The sequence below is a fragment of the Sphingomonas sp. genome (genome assembly GCF_036677245.1).
Lineage (GTDB): Bacteria > Pseudomonadota > Alphaproteobacteria > Sphingomonadales > Sphingomonadaceae > Allosphingosinicella.
The window spans coordinates 1-22,373 of record NZ_JAKFCG010000011.1; the positions used below are offsets into that span (position 1 = coordinate 1).

General features: G+C 66.4%; 20 protein-coding genes and 1 tRNA gene. 9 read left to right on the forward strand and 12 right to left on the reverse strand.

Going from position 1 to position 22,373, the window contains the following annotated elements:
- The 4 genes from V6M48_RS01070 to glpX all read right to left on the reverse strand — a co-directional run.
- On the reverse strand, positions 1 to 653 hold a 653-nt coding region (locus V6M48_RS01070), incomplete at its 3' end, for an AAA family ATPase (RefSeq protein ID WP_332810667.1).
- Positions 654 to 913: 260 nt separating this feature from the next.
- Positions 914 to 988, reverse strand: a tRNA-Glu gene (locus V6M48_RS01075).
- Positions 989 to 1,123: 135 nt separating this feature from the next.
- The gene (recJ, locus tag V6M48_RS01080) at positions 1,124 to 2,896 is read right to left on the reverse strand and encodes a single-stranded-DNA-specific exonuclease RecJ (RefSeq protein ID WP_332810796.1); all 1,773 of its coding nucleotides are present in this window, start codon (positions 2,894 to 2,896) and stop codon (positions 1,124 to 1,126) included.
- Positions 2,897 to 2,987: 91 nt separating this feature from the next.
- Positions 2,988 to 3,971 carry a class II fructose-bisphosphatase gene (glpX, locus tag V6M48_RS01085; protein WP_332810668.1) on the reverse strand — a complete coding sequence of 328 codons (984 nt, stop codon included), beginning with the start codon at positions 3,969 to 3,971 and terminating at the stop codon, positions 2,988 to 2,990.
- Between the two features lie 53 nt (positions 3,972 to 4,024).
- On the opposite strand from glpX, the gene V6M48_RS01090 reads away from it, so the two are divergent.
- Positions 4,025 to 4,429, forward strand: coding sequence for a hypothetical protein (locus V6M48_RS01090; RefSeq protein WP_332810669.1), 405 nt, complete (start codon positions 4,025 to 4,027; stop codon positions 4,427 to 4,429).
- A 22-nt stretch (positions 4,430 to 4,451) separates the two neighbouring features.
- On the opposite strand, the gene V6M48_RS01095 is transcribed toward V6M48_RS01090, so the two are convergent.
- A complete protein-coding gene (locus V6M48_RS01095; protein ID WP_332810670.1) occupies positions 4,452 to 5,636 on the reverse strand; it encodes an LL-diaminopimelate aminotransferase in 1,185 nt (394 codons plus the stop codon).
- A 112-nt stretch (positions 5,637 to 5,748) separates the two neighbouring features.
- On the opposite strand from V6M48_RS01095, the gene V6M48_RS01100 reads away from it, so the two are divergent.
- From V6M48_RS01100 to clpS, 4 genes are all read left to right on the forward strand, one after another.
- Positions 5,749 to 7,587, forward strand: coding sequence for a PHA/PHB synthase family protein (locus V6M48_RS01100; RefSeq protein WP_332810671.1), 1,839 nt, complete (start codon positions 5,749 to 5,751; stop codon positions 7,585 to 7,587).
- 240 nt (positions 7,588 to 7,827) lie between these two features.
- Positions 7,828 to 8,061 (forward strand): hypothetical protein, encoded by a 234-nt coding sequence (locus tag V6M48_RS01105; RefSeq protein WP_332810672.1) that lies wholly within the window; start codon positions 7,828 to 7,830, stop codon positions 8,059 to 8,061.
- Between the two features lie 162 nt (positions 8,062 to 8,223).
- Positions 8,224 to 8,775 carry a phasin family protein gene (locus tag V6M48_RS01110; protein WP_332810673.1) on the forward strand — a complete coding sequence of 184 codons (552 nt, stop codon included), beginning with the start codon at positions 8,224 to 8,226 and terminating at the stop codon, positions 8,773 to 8,775.
- A 233-nt stretch (positions 8,776 to 9,008) separates the two neighbouring features.
- Positions 9,009 to 9,344, forward strand: a complete 336-nt coding sequence (clpS, locus tag V6M48_RS01115) for an ATP-dependent Clp protease adapter ClpS (RefSeq protein WP_332810674.1) — start codon at positions 9,009 to 9,011, stop codon at positions 9,342 to 9,344.
- Positions 9,345 to 9,535: 191 nt separating this feature from the next.
- Here clpS and V6M48_RS01120 read toward each other — a convergent pair whose 3' ends face one another.
- Positions 9,536 to 10,243: a Crp/Fnr family transcriptional regulator gene (locus V6M48_RS01120; RefSeq protein WP_332810675.1), complete on the reverse strand. Its 708-nt coding sequence runs from the start codon at positions 10,241 to 10,243 to the stop codon at positions 9,536 to 9,538.
- 168 nt (positions 10,244 to 10,411) lie between these two features.
- Between V6M48_RS01120 and murA the strand changes: the two genes are divergently transcribed.
- The gene (gene murA, locus V6M48_RS01125; protein WP_332810676.1) at positions 10,412 to 11,695 is read left to right on the forward strand and encodes a UDP-N-acetylglucosamine 1-carboxyvinyltransferase; all 1,284 of its coding nucleotides are present in this window, start codon (positions 10,412 to 10,414) and stop codon (positions 11,693 to 11,695) included.
- A gap of 117 nt (positions 11,696 to 11,812) precedes the next feature.
- On the opposite strand, the gene V6M48_RS01130 is transcribed toward murA, so the two are convergent.
- Genes V6M48_RS01130 through V6M48_RS01140 form a run of 3 tightly spaced genes read right to left on the reverse strand, consistent with a single transcriptional unit; the run spans position 11,813 to position 17,381 of the window.
- Entirely contained in the window at positions 11,813 to 13,078 is a 1,266-nt protein-coding gene (locus tag V6M48_RS01130; protein ID WP_332810677.1) for a DUF445 domain-containing protein, read from the reverse strand.
- Positions 13,079 to 13,109: 31 nt separating this feature from the next.
- Positions 13,110 to 16,187: an efflux RND transporter permease subunit gene (locus V6M48_RS01135; protein WP_332810678.1), complete on the reverse strand. Its 3,078-nt coding sequence runs from the start codon at positions 16,185 to 16,187 to the stop codon at positions 13,110 to 13,112.
- 12 nt (positions 16,188 to 16,199) lie between these two features.
- Positions 16,200 to 17,381 (reverse strand): efflux RND transporter periplasmic adaptor subunit, encoded by a 1,182-nt coding sequence (locus tag V6M48_RS01140; protein WP_332810797.1) that lies wholly within the window; start codon positions 17,379 to 17,381, stop codon positions 16,200 to 16,202.
- A 248-nt stretch (positions 17,382 to 17,629) separates the two neighbouring features.
- On the opposite strand from V6M48_RS01140, the gene V6M48_RS01145 reads away from it, so the two are divergent.
- Positions 17,630 to 18,373 (forward strand): SIMPL domain-containing protein, encoded by a 744-nt coding sequence (locus V6M48_RS01145; RefSeq protein ID WP_332810679.1) that lies wholly within the window; start codon positions 17,630 to 17,632, stop codon positions 18,371 to 18,373.
- A 150-nt stretch (positions 18,374 to 18,523) separates the two neighbouring features.
- On the opposite strand, the gene V6M48_RS01150 is transcribed toward V6M48_RS01145, so the two are convergent.
- From V6M48_RS01150 to V6M48_RS01160, 3 genes are all read right to left on the reverse strand, one after another.
- Positions 18,524 to 18,781, reverse strand: coding sequence for a GlsB/YeaQ/YmgE family stress response membrane protein (locus V6M48_RS01150; RefSeq protein ID WP_332810680.1), 258 nt, complete (start codon positions 18,779 to 18,781; stop codon positions 18,524 to 18,526).
- A 196-nt stretch (positions 18,782 to 18,977) separates the two neighbouring features.
- On the reverse strand, positions 18,978 to 19,277 hold the full coding sequence (gene sciP, locus V6M48_RS01155) for a CtrA inhibitor SciP (protein ID WP_332810681.1): 300 nt from the start codon (positions 19,275 to 19,277) through the stop codon (positions 18,978 to 18,980).
- A gap of 117 nt (positions 19,278 to 19,394) precedes the next feature.
- Positions 19,395 to 19,661, reverse strand: coding sequence for a hypothetical protein (locus V6M48_RS01160; RefSeq protein ID WP_332810682.1), 267 nt, complete (start codon positions 19,659 to 19,661; stop codon positions 19,395 to 19,397).
- Positions 19,662 to 19,800: 139 nt separating this feature from the next.
- Here V6M48_RS01160 and mnmA point away from each other — a divergent pair, with 139 nt between their 5' ends.
- Together mnmA and crtY are read left to right on the forward strand one after the other, a co-directional pair.
- Positions 19,801 to 20,967: a tRNA 2-thiouridine(34) synthase MnmA gene (gene mnmA / locus V6M48_RS01165; protein WP_332810798.1), complete on the forward strand. Its 1,167-nt coding sequence runs from the start codon at positions 19,801 to 19,803 to the stop codon at positions 20,965 to 20,967.
- Positions 20,968 to 21,094: 127 nt separating this feature from the next.
- Positions 21,095 to 22,231: a lycopene beta-cyclase CrtY gene (gene crtY / locus V6M48_RS01170; protein ID WP_332810683.1), complete on the forward strand. Its 1,137-nt coding sequence runs from the start codon at positions 21,095 to 21,097 to the stop codon at positions 22,229 to 22,231.
- The last annotated feature ends 142 nt before the right edge of the window (positions 22,232 to 22,373 follow it).

Genomic DNA, 22,373 nt, shown 5'->3' on the forward strand with positions numbered 1-22,373 from the left:
GGAGTCGTGCCAACGCCGATTAGTGCGAACTTCACACGTGGATCCGCACCGCGGGAGCGGATCACTGATGCTAAATCGCTCCGGTTTCTTATCCGGTCAACTTCGTCGATGATGAACAACACGCCTTTGACGACGCCGCTAGTCAGAATGTGGTTTAGCGCGTTCCCGAAAGCGGAAAACACATCAGTCTCAATGGCTTCACGCTCTAGGGTGTCGGTGTCTGACACTTTCCCTCCTAGCGTGATCACCTTCACGTTTAGTCCAGCCGACGCGTCGGAACTGCTCGTTTTTTTCTCTACCTTAAATGGGATCCAGGGCGCGAGAGCGGTGTCGTCGGTGAGGAGGCGAACCACGAGAGCGCGCACATCTTCAATGGTGTCGTCGCATTCGATACTGACGACTAGGTAGTCTGGAATTGCGCTCGGCTTTAGCCCCAGCCGGTCGATGACCGAAATGTCACCCTTGGCCAGACCCTCCAGCTGCCTCGCGAGAGACGATTTCCCCACTCCCCGATTGCCGAAGATAACAATCTGCGTGCCCTCTGAGAATAGCGCGGACGCTACGTGGTCAAGCTGCTCTTGGCGCCCCGCAAAGCGAGCGGGATCTCCAATCGCGAGCGCTGGGGTGAAGACGTTCTGAATGTCCGCGTGCATGCAGCCCTCCTGATGCGCATGATGCTCATACCCAGCGCAGCACGCAAGCTTGCAGCTGCGCGACGGAGTTCGATGACATCCCTCGAGAGGCCGAGTTAGTTATCAGTGTCAGGAGAAAGGGACTAAAAGTCGAAGTTTTCTGCGATCGTAAACGGCCCATCGTAAATGGACCAACAGCATTGAAGCGCCTCTGGGGGCCGGTTTAACCCCGTTTACCCTTGGTTTAGGATTATTATCGCCCATTCCAATAATTTAGAAATTGGTGACCCCTACGGGAATCGAACCCGTGTTTCAGCCGTGAAAGGGCCGCGTCCTAACCGCTAGACGAAGGGGCCGAACCGATCCCGCCGCGGCGATGCCGGCGGGACGAGTAAGCGGGGCGGGACTTAAGGGAGCGCCGCTTGGCGGTCAACCCGGTCGCGGCGCGCACGCGACGCTCCGCTTCGCCCACGCGGCTGGGGGACGTGCCGTCAATCCGCCCAGGCGGCGTCCTCGAGGTGGATCTCGGCCGACGGGCGGCTGCCCCAGTCGTCGCGCTTGATGCGGCCGGCGATCCAGAGTTTGCGGTGGCTCGGCGCGGCGAGCATCGCCTGGCCGAGCTCGCTCTCGGCCATGCGGAAGGCGATCGCCTTGATGCGGCGGCCGTCGTCGCCGGCGACGACCAGCCGGAGGTGGTTGCTGCCGACCACGTCGGCCTTGACGATCCGCACCGGCCCAGCCGCGACCCTCGGCCCGGGCCAGCCGGCGCCATAGGGGCCGCCGGCATCGAGCGCGTCGCAGAAGTCGGGGCAGACCCCGCCCGGCGCGAGCACCGCGTCGAGCAGCAGGGCGCGATCCTCCTGCGCGGTCGCGATCGCCGCCCCCAGCCGCGCATCGAGAAAGTCGCGCAGCGCATCGATCTTGTCGCCCGCGACCGTAAGGCCCGCCGCCATCGCATGGCCGCCGCCGGCGACGAGCAGGCCGCTGTCCTTCGCCGCAAGCACCGCCGCGCCGAGATCGACGCCGCCGATCGAGCGGCCCGAGCCCTTGCCGAGCCCGTCCTCGTCCAGCGCGACGACGATCGCCGGCCGCCCAAGCTTCTCCTTGAGGCGGCTCGCGACGATGCCGATCACGCCGGCGTGCCAGCCGCGGCTCGCGACCAGCGCGACCGCGCGATTGCCCTGCGCCTTGCACAAAGCCTCGGCCGCCTCGCTGACGATCGCCTCGATCGCGCGGCGCTCCTCGTTCAGCCGCTCGAGCTCGGCGGCGATGCCGCGCACCTCCTCCTCATCCTCGCTGGTCAGCAGCCGGACGCCGAGATCGGACTTGCCGACCCGCCCGCCGGCGTTGATCCGCGGGCCGAGCGCGAAGCCGAGATCGGTCGCGGTCGGCGCCCGCGTCAGCCGGGCGGCGTCCATCAGCGCGACAAGCCCGATGTTGCGCCCCTGCGCCATCACCTTGAGGCCCTGGGTCACGAACGCGCGGTTGAGGCCGCGCAGCGACGCCACGTCGGCCACCGTCCCCAAAGCGACCAGATCGAGCAGATCGACCAGCCGCGGCTCGGGCCGGTCGGCGAAGAAGCCGCGGCCGCGCAGCAGGCGGAGCAGCGCCGCGCCGAGCAGGAAGGCGACGCCGACGGCGGCGAGATGGCCGTGGCTCGCGGCATCCTCCGCCTCGTCGAGCCGGTTTGGGTTGACCAAAGCAAGCGCGACCGGAAGCGCGCTCGCGCATTTGTGATGGTCGACGACGATTACATCGACCCCGGCCACGCGCGCCATGTCGAGCGCCTCATAGGCCTGCGCGCCGCAATCGACGGTGACGATCAGTTTCGCCCCGCCCGCGGCGATCCGCACCAAGGCCTCGCCGGACGGGCCATAGCCCTCCATCAGCCGGTCGGGGATATAGGCCTGCGGGTCGCAGCCGAGGCCGCGCAGCAGGCGGATCAGCAATGCCGCCGAGGTGGCGCCGTCGACGTCGTAATCGCCGAAGATCGTCACCGGCTCGCGCGCCGCCACGGCATCGGCGAGGCGCGCGGCGGCGCGGTCCATGTCGCGGAAGATCGAGGGATCGGGCATGAAGCTGCGGATCGTCGGCGCCCGATGCCGCTCGATGTCGGCCCGCGCGACACCGCGCGCGAGCAGGAGCTGCGCGACCAGGTCGTCGGGCACGAAATTGGCGTCGGCGACGTCGGCCGCCAGGCCCCGCCAGCGCCAGGCGCGGCCGAGGATCGAGCGCGACACGCCGCAGACATGGTCGGGAGACATCAGCATCCCCCGGTCCTACCCCATAAGCGAGGCAGCGTGAATCCCGCGCCGCTGCAAATGCGACGGAGTGCGGTGGACCTCCGCGCCGGCCTCAGCCGCGCGTGGAGAAATCGCGGCGGTGCTCGCCGCGGACCCGACGGACGGTGCCGGTGCTGGCGCGCATCACGACGCTTTCGGTGGTGATGCAGCCCTTGCGGCGGCGGACCCCCTCGAGCAGCGAGCCGTCGGTCACGCCGGTCGCGGCGAAGATCACGTCGCCCTTGGCGAGCTCCTCGAGCTGATAGATGCGATCGAGGTCCTCGACGCCCCATTTGGCGGCGCGCGCGCGCTCGTCGGCGTTGCGGAAGATCAGCCGGCCCTGGAATTGGCCACCGATGCAGCGCAGCGCCGCCGCCGCGAGCACGCCTTCGGGGGCGCCGCCCTGGCCCATGTAGATGTCGATCGTGGTATCGGGATCGGAGACCGCGATCACGCCGGCGACATCGCCGTCGGGGATCAGCATGATGCCGCAGCCGAGCCCGCGAAGCTCGGCGATCAATTTCTCGTGGCGCGGCCGGTCGAGCACGCAGACGATGATGTCGGAGGGCTGCACGCCCTTGGCGGCGGCGACCGAGCGGACGTTGTCCGCCGGGCTCTTCGCGAGGTCGATGGTTCCTTGCGGATAGCCGGGCCCGATCGCCAGTTTCTCCATATAGACGTCGGGCGCGTTGAGCAGGCAGCCCTGCTCGCCGATCGCAAGCACCGCCATCGCATTGGGGCCGGCCTTGGCGGTGATCGTCGTGCCTTCGAGCGGATCGAGCGCGATGTCGATGCGCGGGCCGGTGCCCTGCGCCGCGCCGACCTTCTCGCCGATGAACAGCATCGGCGCCTCGTCGCGCTCGCCTTCGCCGATCACGATCGTGCCATCGAACTCGAGCTGGTTGAGCGCATCGCGCATCGCCTCGACCGCGGCCTGGTCCGCCGCGCGCTCGTCGCCCCGCCCGATCAGCTTCGAGGCCGCCACCGCGGCCGCTTCGGTGACTCGCACCATCTCCAGCACGAGCACCCGATCGAGCGTGTGGCTTGCAGTCACCATTATTCCTGTCATCCTCGCCTGTGTTCCGAGGCGATTAGGCGACGCCTATGACAATGTCGAGAATGATAGCACTGGCTTTGCTCGCTTTTTGGAGCGCCACGGCCGGCGCGGCGCCGCAGACGGCCGAGCAGGCGATGGAAAACTACCGCCTGACCTTCAAGCCGCCCGAGGCGCGCGAGGCGCACGATTGCGCCCGCGCGTCCAACAACCATGTGGCGGGCAATGAGATCGTCGTCTGCGGCAGGCGCGACCTGCCCGATCAACGGCTGCCGCTGCCGCTCGATCCGGTGCCAGGCGAACGCAGCGCGGGCGAGCCGCCGACCACGGTCGCCGCCGCTGGCAACCGCGAGCTCTGCTCGACAGTCGGCCCCAACCAGAATTGCGGCGGTGGGCTCCCCCTGCTCGGCGCGGCTTTGTTCGTGCTCAGGTCGGCCGCAGCCTTGGCTACTCCCGACTAAACGGGGCAGCCCGCTGTGGAGGTTAGCGGTTCGGCCGCTCGAGGAACTTCTTCACCCCGCGCGCGGCCTGGCGGATGCGCTGCTCGTTCTCGACCAAAGCGATGCGGACATAGCCTTCGCCTTCGTCGCCGAAGCCGACGCCGGGGCTGACCGCGACCCGCGCCTCGGCGAGCAGGCGCTTGGAGAATTCGAGCGCGCCCAAAGCGCGATATTGTTCAGGGATCGGCGCCCAGGCGAACATGCTCGCCTCGGGCGCGGGTATCTCCCAGCCGGCGCGGGTGAAGCTCTGCACCAGGCAGTCGCGGCGCGCCTTGTAGAGCTTGCGGTTCGCCTCGACGATGTCCTGCGGGCCGTTGAGCGCCGCCACCGCCGCCGCCTGGATCGGCGTGAAGGCACCGTAATCGAGGTAGGATTTGACCCGGGTGAGCGCGTTGATCAAAGATTTGTTGCCGACCGCGAAGCCGATCCGCCAGCCGGCCATCGAATAGGTTTTGGACATCGAGGTGAACTCGATCGCGACGTCCCTGGCGTCGGGCACCTGCAGGATCGAGGGCGTCGGCGTGTCGCCGAAATAGATTTCGGCATAAGCGAGATCGCTGATCACCCACAATTTGTGGGCGCGCGCGAACGCGACGACCTGCTCGTAGAAAGCGAGATCGGCGACATAGGCGGTCGGGTTGCTCGGATAGCCGATCACCAGCACGGTCGGCTTGGGCACGGTGTAGCTGATCGCATATTCGAGCCGGGTGAAGAAATCTGGCCCGGGCGCGGCCGGGATCGATCGGATCGCAGCGCCGGCGATGATGAAGCCGAACTGGTGGATCGGGTAGCTCGGGTTGGGCGCGAGCACGACGTCGCCGGGCGCGGTGATCGCCTGCGCGAGGTTGGCCAAGCCCTCCTTCGATCCGAGCGTGACGACGATCTCGCTGTCCGGATCGACATCGACCCCGAAGCGGCGGGAATAATAAGCAGCTTGCGCGCGCCTCAGGCCGACGATCCCCTTCGACGCCGAATAACCGTGCGCGCGCGGGCTGCGCGCCACCTCGGCGAGCTTGTCGATGACATGCTGGGGCGGGGCGCCGTCGGGATTGCCCATGCCGAGATCGATGATGTCCTCGCCCCGCGCGCGCGCAGCCGCCTTCATCGCGTTGACTTCGGCGAAGACATAGGGAGGCAGGCGGCGGATGCGGTAGAAATCGTCGTTCATCAGCGTGCCATAGCGGCATCTTCGGCCAGTTTCAGCCGAATAATACGCCCGAAAATGCGGTGGTCTTCCAACCGGCGCCGGAGCGGACTACATCAGGGCGAAAGGACCTTTTATGGCCGAGACCGGCGACAGCCCCGCTTCCAACCCGCTCATGCCGGGCGTGCCCGTCCCCACCCTCGAGGATCTGCAGCATTGGACCTGGGTGATGGGCCGCGCGCAGCAGCTGATGATGGAGCATGTCGCGCTGCAGGTGGCCGAGGCGCCGGCCAAGCTCGCCGCGGCCGAGCCCAAGGCGGCGCTGGGGCCGTGGGGTTCGCCCGCTTTGCCCGGCTTCCCGGCATTCGGCCCAGGATTCGGCCCAGGATTCGGGGAGGCGGGAAAGCTGGTCGAGGCGCAGACCGAGCTGTGGACCCAGGGCCTCTCGATCTGGCAGCGCGCGCTCGGCCTCGACCAGGGCGAGAGCGCGCTCAAGGCGCGCGCCGACAAGGACCGGCGCTTCGCCTCGCCCGAATGGCGCGACAATCCCGTGTTCGACATGATCCGCCAGAGCTATCTCTTGGTCTCGGACCGGTTGCTCGGCAGCGTCGATGCGCTGGAGGGCATCGGCGAGGAGCAGCGCGAGCAGCTACGCTTCGCCACCCGGCTGTTCGTCGATGCGATGAGCCCGTCGAACTTCGCGCTGACCAATCCCCAGGTGATCGAGCGGACGATCGCGAGCCGCGGCGACAATCTCTTGAAGGGCCTCGAGCATATGCTCGCGGATCTTGGCAAGGGCCAGCTCACCCACACCGCTCCCGACGTGTTCGAGGTCGGCCGCAACATCGCCTCCACGCCCGGCAAGGTCGTCAAGCGCACCCCGCTCTACGAGCTGATCCAATATAGCCCGACGACCGACGAGGTTTACGAGACGCCGGTCATCGTCTTCCCGCCGTGGATCAACCGCTTTTACATCCTCGACCTCAACGCGGAGAAGAGCTTCATCAAATGGGCGGTCGACAGCGGCCTCACCATGTTCATCGTCTCGTGGAAGTCGGCCGACGCCAGCTTGGCCGAGACCGTGCTCGATGATTATGTCCGCGCGCAGATCGAGGCGATCGACAGCGTGCGCGACCTGCTTGGCGTCGAGGACGTCCATACCATCGGCTATTGCGTCGCCGGCACCACCCTGGCGACGACCTTGGCCTTGCTCGAGGCGCGCGACGAGGCGGACAAGGTCGCGAGCGGCACCTTCTTCACCGCGCAGGTCGATTTCTCCGAAGCCGGCGACCTCAAATTGTTCACCAACGACGGGCAGATGAAGCTGATCGATCAGCTTTCGAACGACGGCTATCTCGATGGCCGCTACATGGCCGCGACGTTCAACCTGCTGCGCGGCCGCGATCTCATCTGGAACTACGTCACCAACAATTATCTGCTCGGCCAGGATTACCCGCCCTACGACCTGTTGTTCTGGAACGGCGACACGACCAATCTGCCGACCAAGTGGCACCAGGCGTATCTCAAGGACCTCTACCGCGACAACAAATTGGTCCAGCCGGGCGCGATCACCGTCGACGGCACGCCGATCAACATCGCCAAGGTCAGGACCCCCACCTACGTCCAGGCCGGGCGCGAGGACCATATCGCCCCGGCCGCGAGCGTCTGGAAGATCACCCATCACTTCCAGGGCCCGCTGCGCTTCGTGCTCGCCGGCTCCGGCCATGTCGCCGGCGTGGTCAACCCGCCGGCGGCCGGCAAATATCAATATTGGACCAACGAGGAGAAGGTCGAGACGCTCGACGAGTTCATCGCCGGCGCGACCGAGACCAAGGGCAGCTGGTGGCCCGACTGGCTCGGCTGGATCGACCGCAAGTCCGACGAGATGATCCCGGCCAAAGGCGCGCGCATCCCGGGCAAGGGCAAGCTCAAGGCCCTCGAGGACGCCCCCGGCTCCTACGTTCGCGCGCGCTGACCCCTATTCCGGTCCATATTCCTCCCCCGGCTTTCCGGGGGAGGGGGACCGCGTAGCGGTGGAGGGGCCCTTCACGAACCGCCCCTCCACCACCCTCCGGGTGGTCCCCCTCCCCTGCAAATGCAGGGGAGGAATGGAAGACTCCAACGAGAACCCCACGTCGTGCCGCTCGCCTTCGCCTACTCGACACGCGCGCCGGCTCGTTTTAAACGGCACGATCGATGATGAGGAAAAAGCCGAATGTTCTCACGTAAGCTGGCGATCCTGACCGCCCTTTCGCTGGTCGTTGCGACGACGCCGTCGGTCGCGCAGACCGGAGACACCACGCCGACCGGATCGCGGACCTTCGAGGATCCCGAGGCGCGCGGCATGTTCGGCTCGGACCTTTGGCTGATGCTCGGTGCGATCCTCGGCGCCGGGGTGCTGACCGTGCTCGCGACGCAGCTCGGCGGCAACAAGCCCGCCAGCCCGTGATGCGCTGACCACCAGCCGGCGCCTGCCCGACTGGTGAAGATGCTCGGCCGAGGGATTCACGAGCGCGACAGTGCTGCAACCCTTCATGTTGCACTGCAAAAAATTCACTTGCGTTTTGAGCTTCACCTTCTTATGTGCACTGCAACATAGGAACAAAAAGTCATGGCTGACGGCAAAGCGAAATCGAAGGTTGCGGCCAGGGCTGTGAAAGCCAAGCCGGCGGTCAAGACCGCCCGTGCGACCCAAATCATCCAGGAAGGGAAGACCAATATGAGCGAAGCCAACCAGACGGTCGTCGACCGCGTCCAGTCGCTCTTCGGCGACGTCAACACGCGTGCCAAGACCGCGATCGAGAAGAACACCAAGGTCGTCGCGGAACTGACCGACCTCACCCGCGGCAACGTCGAAGCCGTCGTCGCCTCGTCCGAAGCCGCCGCGCGCGGCGTCGAGGCGCTCGGCCAGGAAGTGTCCGAATATGGCCGCAAGAGCTTCGAGGAAGCCTCGAACGCGCTGCGCAGCTTCGCCGAGGTGAAGTCGCCGATCGATTTCTTCCGCCTGCAGAGCGAGTTCGCCAAGAGCCAGTTCGACAGCATGGTCGCCGAAAGCTCGAAGGTGAGCGAAGCGGTGATCAAGCTCGCCGGCGAAGTGTTCGAGCCGCTCTCCAACCGTTATGCGGTTGCGGCCGAGCGCGTGAAGAACGTCGTCGCCGCTTAAGGCATTCGAGCGGGGGATCATGAAGGGCGGCCGGGCAACCGGCCGCCCTTTTTGCTGCCCGCAATTCGGGTGCCGGGAATCCGCCGCCCTGGGTCTTGAGCCGTGCAAAGCCGCGTCTTCATCGCCACAGCGCGACGTCCAGTGCAGCTTTATCGCCCGCAGGGCACGCCAAAGCCTTGCCGCGCAGGCCCCGCTTGCCATATTTATGCGCACCTATGGCTATGGAAGAATCAATGAAGATTGTCGCCAGTGAGCGAAAGGGCGACGACGAAGGCACCGGTCTCGGCGTCGCGACGCGGACGCGTACCCGCACCAAGACGCCATCTCCCTACAAGGTGCTGATGCTCAACGACGATTACACGCCGATGGAATTCGTCGTGCTGGTGCTGCAGCGCATCTTCAGGATGAGCATCGAGGATGCCACCCGCGTCATGCTCCACGTCCACCAGCGCGGCGTCGGGGTGTGCGGGATCTTCAGCTACGAAGTCGCCGAGACCAAGGTCAGCCAGGTGATCGACTTCGCACGCGAGAACCAGCACCCGCTGCAATGCACGCTCGAGAAGGCGTGAAGGCCCGCGCCTAGGGGCGCTTCTCTTGTTTTGTCCCGCTACGCGGGACCCGCACCGGCCCGCTTTGTTCTTGTCCCGCTGCGCGGGACCCGCACCGGCCCACTCCCCCACCCGGCCTCCCAATCCATGATACGTTGTTGGGGGGCCGGGTGGGGGAGTGGGCCGGTGCGGCCTTCAACGCGAAAGAGCGATTACGCCGCGGCGGGCAACCAGCTGGTGTCGATCTTCGCGAAGCGGTTGATGAAATTGGCTTCCTGCGCGAGCCGGTGTTCATCGATCAACCGGATGGCGCTGCCGCTGCGCTCGATCAGCCCGTCCTCGACCAGCCCGCGCATCATGCGGTTGACGTGGACCGCGGTCAGGCCGGTCGCATCGCCGATATCTTCCTGGGTGATCGGCAGAATCAGCTCGCTCAAGTGCGCGCCCTCCATGATCCGCAGCCGCGCGAACACCTCGCAGATCAGCGACGCAACCCGCGCGCGCGCCGAGGTCCGGCCGATCGAAGCGAGCCGGTCAGCGAGCGCCACCCGCTCGGCGACCGCCAGGGTGAAGACCAGCGCCGCGAGCCGGGGATGGTCTTGAAACAAGGCGGCGAGCAGTTCGCGGTCGAACGGACAGATCGAGACATCGGTGACCGCGATGATCGAATCGGCCGAATCGCCGAACGCGAGGCTCGAGACGCCGAGCAGGTCGCCCGGGAAATGCAGCCGCATGATCTGCCGGCTGCCGTTGCCGAGCAGCACGCTGCTGTAGAGCCAGCCCTTGCGGACGATGAACAGGTCCCGGGCATCATCCTGTTCGCGCCTGATGACGCTCCCGCGCTTGAAGCTGCGCTCCTGCTGTTCGAGCGCGGCAAGCGTCTGCGTCTCGCCCGCGCTGAGCGTGACATAATGGCCCAAGCGCTCGGCTAGGCAGCTACCCCCCAAAACACCAACCCCACTTTCCAACGCAACCCCACCCGCTTCTAGGGTGGGAACGAGATCAGCGCCCTGATCGAAATCAAGAACTTGCGCCAGCACGTATTTTAGCCGGCTTGCACCCTTACGCCAATGTCCTAAGAGCGGCCGATGGACAGGATCATCATCAGGGGCGGGCGGCGCCTCGAGGGAGAAATTCCGATCTCCGGCGCCAAGAATGCCGCGCTGACCCTGCTCCCCTGCGCGCTTCTGACCGACGAGCCGCTGACGTTGCGCAACCTGCCGCGGCTCGCCGACGTCGACAGCTTCGGCCATTTGCTCAACCAGCTCGGCGTCTCGATCACCGTCGAAGGCTCGAAGCCCAAGGATTTCGGCCGGGTGATGACGTTGCGCGCGTCGAACGTCGCCTCGACCGTCGCGCCCTATGACATCGTCCGCAAGATGCGCGCTTCGATCCTCGTGCTTGGTCCCCTGCTCGCGCGCGCCGGCGAGGCGACGGTATCGCTGCCGGGCGGCTGCGCGATCGGCAACCGTCCGATCGACCTCCATCTCAAGGCGCTCGAGGAGCTCGGCGCCGAGATCGAGCTGACCGCGGGCTATGTCCGCGCCACCGCGCCCAAGGGCGGGCTGGTCGGCGGGCGGATCACCTTTCCGATCGTGTCGGTCGGCGCGACCGAAAACGCGTTGATGGCGGCGGTGCTCGCCAAGGGAACGACGGTGATCGAGAATGCCGCGCGCGAGCCCGAGATCACCGATCTCGCCAAATGCCTGGTCGCGATGGGCGCCGATATCGAGGGGCTGCGCACCGATACGCTGACGATCCGCGGCAAGGACAAATTGCACGGCGCAACCTATGCGGTGATGCCGGACCGGATCGAGGCGGGCAGCTACGCCTGCGCCGCCGCGATCACCGGCGGCTCGGTGCTGCTCGGCGGGGCGCGGCGCGAGACGATGCCGGCGATCCTCTCCGGCCTCACCGACGCCGGCGTCCATGTCGCCGACGAGCCGGGCGGGATCAGGATCAGCGCCAATGGCGAGATCAAGCCGCTGACCTTGTCGACGGCGCCTTATCCGGCCTTCCCGACCGACATGCAGGCCCAGTTCATGGCGATGCTCGCGCTCGCCAACGGCACCAGCCTGCTGACCGAAAGCATCTTCGAGAACCGCTACATGCACGTCCCCGAGCTCAACCGGATGGGTGCCGACATCGAGGTGCGCGGACGCTCGGCGGTGGTGCGTGGCGTCAAGGCGCTGACCGGCGCGCCGGTGATGGCCACCGATCTGCGCGCGTCGATGAGCCTCGTGCTCGCCGGCCTTGCCGCCCAAGGCGAGACCCAGGTCGCGAGAGTCTACCACCTCGACCGCGGCTACGAGCGGCTCGAGGAGAAGCTCCAGGCGGTGGGCGCCGACATCGAGCGCGCCTCGGACGGCTGAAGCATCGCGCGATATTCTAGACTCAACCCCGTTTGATTGAACCGGAATCGAGTCTAGTTTTCTTTTGTTTCCCGTGATTTCCGAGTCGTCAGGTGATTCCACCTGACTTGAAATCACTTAGCGCACCACCTCGGCCACGTGGATCGCCAGTCCGACCAGGCCACCCACCAAGGTGCCGTTGATCCTGATATATTGAAGGTCGCGGCCGACCGCGCCTTCGAGGCGGCCGGTGACGGTGCGCGCGTCCCAGCCGCGGATCGTGTCCGAGACGAGGGTGACGATGCCGCTGCCATAGCTCGCCACCACGCCGACCACCGCGCGCCGCGCGAACTGGTTGATCGTCCTTTTGAGGTGCGCATCCTCCTGCAACGTCGCGCCGAGCTGGCGCAGCGCTTCCCCGAACCGGCCAGTCAGCGCCGCCTCGGGATGCTGGACCGATTTGAGCAGGCTGGCGCGGCTGCGCTCCCACAGGCTGTCGATCCAGGCGGTGACCGCCTTGTTGGCGATGATCTCGTTCTTGACCTCCTCGACCTTCGCGCGGGTCTCGGGATCGCTCACCAGATCGTGCGCAAGCTTGGCCAACCCCTCCTCGGCCTTGGCGCGTAGCGGATGGTGCGGATCCGCCGCCATGTCGATGGTCAGCTTGCGCAGGCCGTCGATGATCGCATCGGCGAGCTTGTCGTCGAGACCGGCGAGCCGCATGATCCAGCCCGCGCGCTGGTGGACCATCGCGCGGATCATATCCTCATTGGCGTCGAGCGTCCGACCCGCCCAGGTGACGAAGCTGTCGAGGATCGGGATGTGGCGCTCGTCGTCGATCGCGGCCCCGAGCGTCTGCCCGAGCAACGGCGAGACTTCGAGCGCCCGCAGCCGCGAGGCGAACGCGCTCTTGATCATCCCGCCGAGCCGCTCCTGGTCGAGCGATTGCAGCACGTCGCCGATCAGCCGCGAGGCGCCCTCGCGCATCCGTCCTTCGGCAGGCGGGCTGACCAGCAGCCGGCCGATCGTGCCGGCGACGTCGATGCCGCGCATCCGCCGCGCCACAACCGAGGGGGTGAGGAAATTGTCGCGCAGGAATTGGGCGAGCGTCTCCCCGATCCGATCCTTGTTGCGCGGGATGATCGCGGTGTGCGGAATCGGCAGGCCGAGCGGATGGCGGAACAAGGCGGTCACCGCGAACCAGTCGGCGAGACCGCCGACCATCGCCGCCTCGGCGAACGCCCTGACGAACCCCCACGCGGGATGGACCGGCTGGAGATGGTCGGCGAGCAGGAACAAGGCGGCCATCGCGACCAGCATGCCGGTCGCGATGATGCGCATTCCGCGCACGCCGCGCTGCGCGGCGGTCGAGCGGCTTAGTGACGGGCTATCGAGCAGGCTCATGCCGGCTGAATAGCTTGAGCGCGGGTTTAGTTCACTCTGCAGGCTGCGCGGCCGGTGCGCTCGCCTCGGCACCGCCGGTGGTCAGGCGGCGGCGCAGCTTCGGTCCGATCTTCTGCTCGAAGCCGACCGCGAGGCTGAATCCCGCCGGCACGATCACCAAAGTCAGGACCGTCGAGAGGATCAGGCCGCCGATCACGGTGATGCCCATCGGCGCCCGCCAGGCCGAATCGCCCGACAGCGACAAAGCGGTCGGGATCATGCCGGCGACCATCGCGACCGTTGTCATGACGATCGGCTGGGCGCGCTTGTGGCCCGCGTCGAGGATCGCAGCCGCCTTGTCGACGCCCTTGTCCATCTCGTCGAGCGCGAAGTCGACCAGCAGGATCGAGTTCTTGGCGACGATCCCGAGCAGCATCAGCAACCCGATGAACACCGGCATCGACAGCACGTTGCCGGTGGCCAGCAACGCCAGCGCGCTGCCGAGCGGCGCGAGCAGCAGCGAGCCCATGTTGACCAGCGGCGGCAGCACGCGCTTGTAGAGCAAGACCAGCACCGCGAACACGAGCAGCACCCCCGAGATGACGGCGACGATGAAGCTCTGCAGCATCTCGACCTGCCACTTGTTCGGCCCCGAATTGATCAGCCGCACGCCGAGCGGCAGATTTTCCATCGTCGGCAATTTGTAGATCTTCGGCATCGCATCGCCGGTGACCTTGTTCGGCGCGAGATCGGCGCCGATCACGACGCGGCGCGTCTGGTCGAAGCGGCGGATCTCGGTCGGGCCCGCCCCGAAGCTGATGTCGGCGACGACCTTGAGCGGCACCGAAGTGCCGCGGACCGTCGGCACCGGCAAATTCTCGAGGGTTGCGGTGTTGCGCCGCGCGTCCTCGTTGAGCGCGACGCGGATCGGGATCTGGCGGTCCGCCAGCGAGAATTTGGCGCTGTTCTGATCGATGTCGCCCAATGTCGCGATGCGGATCGTCTGGCTGAGCGCGGCGGTGGTGACGCCGAGATCGGCGGCAAGGTCCATCCGCGGCGTGATCGTGATCTCGGGGCGCTGCATCTCGCCGTTGATGCGCGGCGCGACCAACTCGGGCAGCGTCTCCATCTCCGCGACGACCTTGCGGGCGGTCGCGTTGAGCAGCACTGGATCGTCGCTGCCCAGCATGATCGCGATGTCGCGGCCACCGATGGCGCCCTGCTGCGACTGGAAATGGACGCGCGCGTCGGCGATCTGGTTGAGCTTCGGCGCGAAGGCGCGCTCGAACTCGACGCTGGTCCGGTCGCGGTCCTTGTTGAGCGTCAAATAGATTTTGGCCGTGCCGACCTCGATATCGGCGAAGGCGGCGGTGACCTCCGGCGCGGTGCGCAGGACGCTCGCCACCTGCTCGGTCACCGCCTTGGTCTGCTCGTGGGTCGTGCCGGGCGCCATTTCGATCGCGACCGTGCTGTAATCGGTGTTGACCGTCGGCTGGAAGGTGATCGGCAGCGCCCAGAAGGAGACGATTGTCAGCGCAAACGCGACGAGCCCGATCATCATCGTCCGCCAGCGATGGGCGAGCGACCAGCGCAGCAGCGCCATATAGCGGTCCATCAGCCACCCCTCGCCATGCCGCGCCGGACCGCTGGCGCGCAGGAAATAGGCCGCGATCATCGGCGTGATCATCCGCGCGACGAGCAGGCTGATCAGCACCGCGATCACCACCGTGAAACCGAAATGCTTGAAGAACTGGCCGGCGATCCCGGGCATCAAGCCGACCGGCAGGAACACCGCGACGATCGACATCGTCGTCGCGACGACGGCAAGGCCGATCTCGTCGGCCGCGTCGATCGACGCCTGATAGGCGGTCTTGCCCATTCGCATATGGCGGACGATGTTCTCGATCTCGACGATCGCATCGTCGACCAGCACGCCCGCGACGAGGCTGAGCCCGAGCAGGCTGAGCCCGTTCAAGGTGAAGCCCATCATGTCCATGAACCAGAAGGTCGGGATCGCCGCGAGCGGGATCGCCAGCGCGGAAATCGCCGTCGCGCGCCAGTCGCGCAGGAACAGGAAAACGACCAGCACGGCGAGCACCGCGCCTTCGATCATCGCCTCCATCGCCGAATGATATTGCTGCTTGGTGTAATCGACGCTGGTGTAGAGCAAGCGGAACTGGATCTTGGGATTTTCCTGCCTGATCTTCTCGAGCTCGGCGGCAGCATTGTCGAACACGGTGACGTCCGACGCGCCCTTCGATTTCGCGATGCCGAAGCTCAGCACCTGGCGGCCGTCCATCGTCGAGGTGATGCGCTGCTCGGCGTAGAGGTCGCGCACGTCCGCGATATCAGAGAGCTTGACGGTGCGCCCGGTGCCGACGTTGATTTGCGTCTCGCCGAGCGTGCGCGCGTCGCGGGCGTTGCCGAGCACGCGCACCGCCTGCTCCGAACCGGCGATCTCCGCGCGCCCGCCAGAGGCGTTGACGTTAACCTGCCTGAGCTGCTGATTGACCTGCGCGGCGGTGATCCCCTGCGCCTGCAGCTTGGCCGGATCGAGGATGACGCGGATCTCGCGGCTGACGCCGCCGCCGCGCTCGACCGCCGACAGGCCTTCGATCTGGAGCAGCCGTTTGGCGATGTTGTTGTCGACGTACCAGCTCAATTGCTCGAGCGTCATGTCGACCGCTTCCGCCGAATAATAAGCGATCGGGCCGCCGCTCGCGATGTCGATGCGCTGGACCTGGGGCTCCAATATGCCCTCGGGCAGATCGCTGCGGATCTGCGCCACCGCGTTGCGGACGTCGTTGAGCGCGCGGTCGACCGGAATGCCGAGGTCGAACTGGACGCTGGTGCGCGACGATCCTTCGCTGACGTAGGAGGTGATCTCGTCCACGCCGTTGACCGAGCGGATCGCGGCCTCGACCCTTTGCGTGACCTGCGTCTCGAGTTCGGGCGGCGCGGCGCCCGGCTGGAACACCACGACGTTGACGAACGGCGCCTCGACATCGGGATTGTCGTTCACGTCCATGCCCATGAACGCGATGATGCCGGCCAAGGTCAGGGCGACGAACAGCACGATCGGCGGAACCGGGTTGCGGATCGACCATGCCGAAATGTTGCGGAAATTCATCCTCTGCTCCGCTCAGCGCGCGGTCCGCGCGCGGACCGGCTGGACGCTGTCCCCCGGATTGAGGAAGGGCCCGGCGGAAAGCACGATCCGCTCATTGCCTTGCAGCCCCTGGGTGATCGCGACGCCAGCATCGGAGACGTCGCCGACCGTGACGCCGCGCCTCGCCACCTTGTTCGCGCCGTCCACCACATAGACGTAATTGCCGCGATCGTCGCTCTGCACGGCCGATTCGGGGAGCAGCGGCGCGGTGACCATGCCGACCCGCATCTCGACGCTCGCGAAGCCGCCCGGCCGCAGCGCCTTGGCGTAAGGCAAGGCAATGCGCGCATCACCCTGGCGGGTCTGCGGATCGATGGCCGGCGCGACCTGCCAGACCGGGCCTGCGAATGTCTCGGTCGACCCGACCGGGGTGACGATCGCCGGCGTGCCGATGGTGACTCGTGCGAGATCCTCCTGCGACAGGCGCGCACGCAGCTCCATCTGGCCGTTCTGCGCGATGCGGAACAACGCGCCCGAGCCAGGCCCCACCACCTGCCCGGCCTCGAGCTTGCGCTCGAGCACGAGCCCCGAGGCGGGCGCGCGAATGTCGAGCCTGCCGATCCGCGCGCGCGACTGGCCAAGCTGCGCCTGGGCCACCCGGACTCGTGCATTTGCGGCGTCCCTGGCCGCCGTGCGGCGATCGACATCGGCCTTGGAGACGAAGCCGCGGCTGACCAGCGCCTGCGCGCGCTCGAGCTCCTGCTGGGCGAGCGCGGCATCGGCGCGCGCCACGTCGATCGAGGCGGCAAGCTGGCGCGATTCCTCGGCCTGCACCGAGCGCTCGATGACCGCGAGGGTCTGGCCTGCTCCCACCCAGTCGCCGGCGTCGACCAGCACGCGTGCAACCATGCCGCCCTCGCCCGCGACCCCGACCGGCATTTCGCGCCGCGCGGCCAGCGATCCGGTCGCGCTGATCACCCGGGCGACCTGCTGCCGGCCCGGCACGATCACCGTGACATGGGGTGCTGCTCCTGCCTTCGGCGTGGCGGCTTCGTCGCCACCCGTCAGCAGCAACGCGAGGGCAACGAGCACGGCCAAAGCGGCGGCGGCGACGGCGGCGATGATGATCCGGCGGCGGCGCATCGCGATGCCCTCCTCGTCGACCATCATTGCGTCAATCGAATGGCCTTCCCAATCCGCCGTTTCGACATTCATTTTCATTGTCCAAATCCGCCATGGCGGTGCCGCTCAGCCGTGACTGTATTATATCAATAAGTCACCTGCCTCAACCACATTGTCGGCGTTTCCCCCGCGCTCGTGCATCGCCTGTACACCGCATGCCGCGGCTTGACCATCGTAAGCTGTTGCAGAATGGGGGATTTGATCCGGTTCAGCAACGATGCAGGCAGGATCGGATTAGTCGGCGGAAAGGTCGACCAGACCATGCCCACAGGAGCCCGATCATGATCCGAAGCCTTACCCTCGCCGCCTTGCTCGCACCGACGCTCGTGATGTCGGCCGCTGCGGTGCCCGCGGCCGCGCAGGCCCAGGCTCAGGCGCCGACGCCTATGCCGTGGGGCGCGATCAGCGGGACACGCCTTGACGTCGTCGCGACCGGCGAGGTGATGCGCGTCCCCGATATCGCGCGGATCGGCGCCGGGGTGGTGACACAGGCGCCGACCGCGACCGCGGCGATCGCCCAGAATGCACGCCAGATGGCGTCGATGCGCGCAGCGCTGAGGGCGGCAGGCATCGCCGACCGCGACATCCAGACGAGCACGATCAGCCTGCAGCCCGAATATCGCTACGTCGAGAATCAAAGCCCGGTGCTGACCGGTTACCGCGCGATCAACGAGGTGAGCGTCCGCTTCAGGGATATCGCCGACACCGGCCGGATCCTCGACGCGCTCGTCGCGCAAGGGGCGAACCAGATCAACGGCCCGATGCTGAGCCTCGACAAGCCGGAGGAGGCGATGAACGAAGCGCGCACTGCGGCGCTGACGAGCGCCCGCGCCCGGGCCGAGCTCTACGCGCGGCAGCTCGGCAAAAGGGTGGGAAGGATCCTCTCGATCAGCGAAGCCGGCGGCTTCCATGCGCCGCCGCAGCCGATGATGCAGGCGATGGCACGCGATGCCGCATCGACCAAGATCGACCCGGGCGAGCAGGCCGTGTCGGTGAGCCTGTCGGTCAGCTTCGAGCTGAATTGAAGCATAAAGCGAAAAGGTGGCACCGGCTTTTCGCAAGAAGCAATGCGGCATCAAACGACAATAGCGTAGGAAAATGGTCGTCAGACAAAAAGGCCGCCCCGAACGATCGGAGCGGCCTTTCCGGCGATTATTTGTGCGGTGTTGTCTCGCCTAGCGGACTCGGCCGCGACGAACGAGATTCACGATCGCGAGCAGGATGATCGCGCCGATCAGCGAAACGATGAACGCAGAGACGTTGAGCGGGTCCTGATTGATCGAGCCTCGGCTGAACAGCAGATTGGCGATGAACGCACCAACGATTCCGACCACGATGTTGAGCAGCACGCCTTGCTGAGCATCGGTGCGCATTATGAGGCTTGCAAGCCAGCCGACGATGCCGCCGATGATAATCCAGATGATGAAACCCATGATGCTTCCCTCCTGTTGCGCTGCCGACGAACCGGTCGATTATCGCGGCGGTTCGTGATCAAGACGCGCAAGCTGGGGTGTTGTTCCGCTCCGTTGCGGCGGGGGGGTGGGCAAGACGGCGTTTCGAATTGGTGATTGTTTCGTGAAAGTATCGACCGGCTGAATCACGGCGTGCAGGCATGCCGCCCGGTCGTCGTCAGAATTTCTGCTGGCGCTCGTAAAGCGATTTGTAATGCTGGATGCGCGTCACCCGCAGGCCGGGCATGCCCGAGCGGTCGACCGCCCGCTGCCAGGTAGCGAACTCCTCGAGGGTCAGGCCATAGCGCTCGCAGGCCTCGTCGACCGAGAGAAGGCCGCCGCTCACCGCAGCCACGACCTCCGCCTTGCGGCGAACGACCCAGCGGCTCGTCGATCTCGGCGGAAGCGTCTCGAGCGTCAGCGGCTCGCCAAGCGGGCCGATGACCTGAGCGGGACGTATCTTCTGATTCTCGATCATTCCTACCTCAAAGTTCGCCGCAAATCGGCGGGTGCTCCATCCTTCGATCCTCCGCATTTATCCGAAGGGCATTGAAGGAAGGCTAAAATGCGAAGGTAAATTTTGTGGTCATTTCGGTTAATCGCCGGTGCTCGATCCGCGCGCGGCGGCAAGGTTGAACGAGCCGCGCTGTTGGCCGATCGCATCGCGCCAGCCGGGTCCTGCGAGCAGCAGCTCGACCAGTGCCCGTTGGCCGGTGCCGAGCGCGTTGCGCGCCTGCAGCCGCGCCGTGACGCTCGTCGCCTGCAGCGCCCGCAGCCCCGCAACGAGCAGCTCATAGTCGAGCCCGGCCGCCAAATGGTCGGCCTGCAATGCGTTTGCGCGGCGGAAGAAACCCAGATCCATGCGCATTCTTGTAATCGACAAGGCTAAAGACGGGGTAAAAGCCCGGCTCAGCATGTTTTCGAGTGCCGATTGCAGGAAAAAGCGGATCCGGGAGCGCCGGGTTTCGACAAAAGCTCCGTCAATGCTTATGTGGCCCACCATGCAGCCAGATTTCCAGCTTGCCCGCCCGGCCGCCGAGGCGCGGATCGTCGTCGCCATGTCGGGCGGCGTCGATTCGTCGGTCGTCGCAGCGCTCGCCGCGCGCACCGGCGCCGAGGTGATCGGCGTGACGCTTCAGCTCTACGATCATGGCGCGGCGGTGAAGCGGACCGGAAGCTGTTGCGCGGGCCAGGACATTTATGACGCGCGCGCGGTCGCGGAGCGCCTCGGCATCGCCCATTATGTGTTCGACTATGCAAGCCGCTTCCACGACAGCGTGATCGAGCGCTTCGCCGACGAATATGCGCGCGGGCGGACGCCGATCCCCTGTATCGCCTGCAACCAGGGGGTGAAGTTCACCGATCTGCTCGGGCTTGCCCGCGATCTCGGCGCCGACTGTCTCGCCACCGGCCATTATGTGCGGCGGGTGATCGGCGCCAATGGGGCGGAGCTGCACCGCGCCGCGGACCCCGCGCGCGATCAGAGCTATTTCCTGTTCGCGACCACCTCCGACCAGCTCGATTTCCTGCGCTTCCCGCTCGGCGACATGCCCAAGGCGGAGGTGCGCGAGATCGCCCGCGCATTGCAGCTCGACGTCGCCAACAAGCCCGACAGCCAGGACATCTGTTTCGTGCCGGACGGCGATTATGCATCCGTCGTCCGAAAGGTGCGTCCCGAGGCGGGCGAGGAAGGCGAGATCGTCGACCTGGCCGGCAGAGTCCTCGGCCGGCACCACGGCATCATCCATTTCACGATCGGGCAGCGCCGCGGGCTCGAAGTCGGCGGCCAGGCCGAGCCGCTGTACGTCGTCGCGCTCGATCCCGAGCAGCGGCGGGTCGTGGTCGGCCCGAAGCGCGCGCTGGCGGTACGCAGCGCGCGTCTCGGTGCGATCAACTGGCTTGGTGATGGCCAGCCTGACGGGGGGAGGGTGCCTGGCGGCGAGCGCGATGGGCTGACCGCCAAGGTCCGCTCGATGGCACGGCCGGCGGCGGTGCGCTTCGACGGCAGCGCGATCCACTTCGTCGCGCCCGAATATGGGGTCGCTCCGGGCCAGGCGGCGGTGCTCTACGATGGCGACCGAATCGTCGGCGGAGGCTGGATCGAAGCGACAATTGCCGCCGAGCCAATGCCCGGAACCGAGGCCGTAGCGCGGGCCGAGGCCGCCTGATCCTTCGCTCGAGGGGCCTCGCACGAGGTCCGGCGCAAGTCCGCGTTCAGTCCCAAATTGACGCTGCGCCGGACAATGACGAACAAGCCGTAGCGAAATCCCGAGCGATTGCTGTAAGCAATGGCCGATGGCTATCGGCAAGAGGGACGGACTGCTGATCGCGGGCGGTGGCCTTGCAGGCAGCCTTGCGGCCATCGCCATGGCGAAGAAACGGCCCGAGGTGCCGATCCTGCTCGTCGAGGAAAGCGATCGCTTCGGCGGCGATCACGTCACATCCTTCTTCGCCGCCGAGATCGACGAGGCGCAGCGCTGGCTGGTCGACCCGCTCGTCACGCATCATTGGCCCGGCTATTACGTCGCCTTTCCCGAGCAGAGCCGCAAGCTGAAGGCGGAAATCGGCAGCTTCGCGTCGGAACGGATCGACCAGGCGGTACGCGCCGCGCTCAAGCCCGATCAATATCGCCTCAACACCAAGGTCGTCGCGATTCGCGACAACGAGCTGGTGCTGCCGGGTGGCGAGAAGATCAGGGCCGACGGCGCAATCGATGCGCGCGGGGCGGCGAATCTCTCGACGCTCGACCTCGGCTGGCGCAAATCGGTCGCGCGGATATATCGTTTTCCGCAGCCGCATCGAGTCGATCTGCCGGTGCTCGCCGACGCCACCGTCGAGCAGCTCGACGGCTATCGTTTCGTGCAGTGCCTGCCGCTGTCCGAAGACCGGCTGCTGGTCGAAGACAATGTTTATGCCGACAGCGCGGACATCGACGTCGCCGCGGTCGGTGCCCGCCTCGACGCCTATTTGCTCAAGCGCGGCTGGAAAGGGGGCGTGCTCGAACGCGAGCAGGCTGGCGCCTTGCCGATCGCACTGGGGGACGACGTCCACCCGTTGTGGCGTAGCGGCGGCGCCCGCGTCGCCCGGTTCGGGGCCCGCGGCGGCTTCTTGAATCCGGTCACCGGCCATGCGATCGCCGATGCCGTCCGCACCGCCGCCCTGCTGACCGAGCAGCGCGATTTCGACGGCGCCTTGCTCCACGATGCGTTCGAGGCCGAGGTCGGCCAGATGTGGCGCAAGCGCGAATTCTTCCGCAGCTTCAACAGCCTCTTGTTCCAGACTCCCGCCTGGGACAGACACAAGGTGATGGCTAGCTTCTATCGGCTCGATCAGGCGTTGATCGGCCGCTTCAACGCCGGACAATTGGGTGTGCTCGACCGCATGCACATCCAGAGCGGCGTCAATTTCAAGGCCGCGCGCGCCGCCAGGTGAGCCGCGCCGCCGGCGCACAATCCAATAACGTCATGCCGTCCAATAACGTCATGCAGGCGGAGGCCGGCATCCAGACCAGCCTTCACCACCTTTTCCCTGCACCAGGATTATCTGAACCCCGGCATTCGGGTGGGCCCGGAAT

Bases quoted from the DNA above. Each gene is read 5' to 3' on its own strand.
- V6M48_RS01090 (WP_332810669.1), top strand. From the start codon at position 4,025: ATGTCGAGAATGATAGCACTGGCTTTGCTCGCTTTTTGGAGCGCCACG.
- V6M48_RS01160 (WP_332810682.1), bottom strand. From the start codon at position 19,661: ATGGATCTGGGTTTCTTCCGCCGCGCAAACGCATTGCAGGCCGACCAT.
- V6M48_RS01105 (WP_332810672.1), top strand. From the start codon at position 7,828: ATGTTCTCACGTAAGCTGGCGATCCTGACCGCCCTTTCGCTGGTCGTT.
- V6M48_RS01095 (WP_332810670.1), bottom strand. From the start codon at position 5,636: ATGAACGACGATTTCTACCGCATCCGCCGCCTGCCTCCCTATGTCTTC.
- V6M48_RS01150 (WP_332810680.1), bottom strand. From the start codon at position 18,781: ATGGGTTTCATCATCTGGATTATCATCGGCGGCATCGTCGGCTGGCTT.
- V6M48_RS01135 (WP_332810678.1), bottom strand. From the start codon at position 16,187: ATGAATTTCCGCAACATTTCGGCATGGTCGATCCGCAACCCGGTTCCG.
- V6M48_RS01100 (WP_332810671.1), top strand. From the start codon at position 5,749: ATGGCCGAGACCGGCGACAGCCCCGCTTCCAACCCGCTCATGCCGGGC.
- glpX (WP_332810668.1), bottom strand. From the start codon at position 3,971: ATGGTGACTGCAAGCCACACGCTCGATCGGGTGCTCGTGCTGGAGATG.
- V6M48_RS01110 (WP_332810673.1), top strand. From the start codon at position 8,224: ATGGCTGACGGCAAAGCGAAATCGAAGGTTGCGGCCAGGGCTGTGAAA.
- V6M48_RS01145 (WP_332810679.1), top strand. From the start codon at position 17,630: ATGATCCGAAGCCTTACCCTCGCCGCCTTGCTCGCACCGACGCTCGTG.
- crtY (WP_332810683.1), top strand. From the start codon at position 21,095: ATGGCTATCGGCAAGAGGGACGGACTGCTGATCGCGGGCGGTGGCCTT.
- recJ (WP_332810796.1), bottom strand. From the start codon at position 2,896: ATGTCTCCCGACCATGTCTGCGGCGTGTCGCGCTCGATCCTCGGCCGC.
- murA (WP_332810676.1), top strand. From the start codon at position 10,412: ATGGACAGGATCATCATCAGGGGCGGGCGGCGCCTCGAGGGAGAAATT.
- V6M48_RS01140 (WP_332810797.1), bottom strand. From the start codon at position 17,381: ATGAATGTCGAAACGGCGGATTGGGAAGGCCATTCGATTGACGCAATG.
- clpS (WP_332810674.1), top strand. From the start codon at position 9,009: ATGAAGATTGTCGCCAGTGAGCGAAAGGGCGACGACGAAGGCACCGGT.
- V6M48_RS01130 (WP_332810677.1), bottom strand. From the start codon at position 13,078: ATGAGCCTGCTCGATAGCCCGTCACTAAGCCGCTCGACCGCCGCGCAG.
- sciP (WP_332810681.1), bottom strand. From the start codon at position 19,277: ATGATCGAGAATCAGAAGATACGTCCCGCTCAGGTCATCGGCCCGCTT.
- mnmA (WP_332810798.1), top strand. From the start codon at position 19,801: ATGCAGCCAGATTTCCAGCTTGCCCGCCCGGCCGCCGAGGCGCGGATC.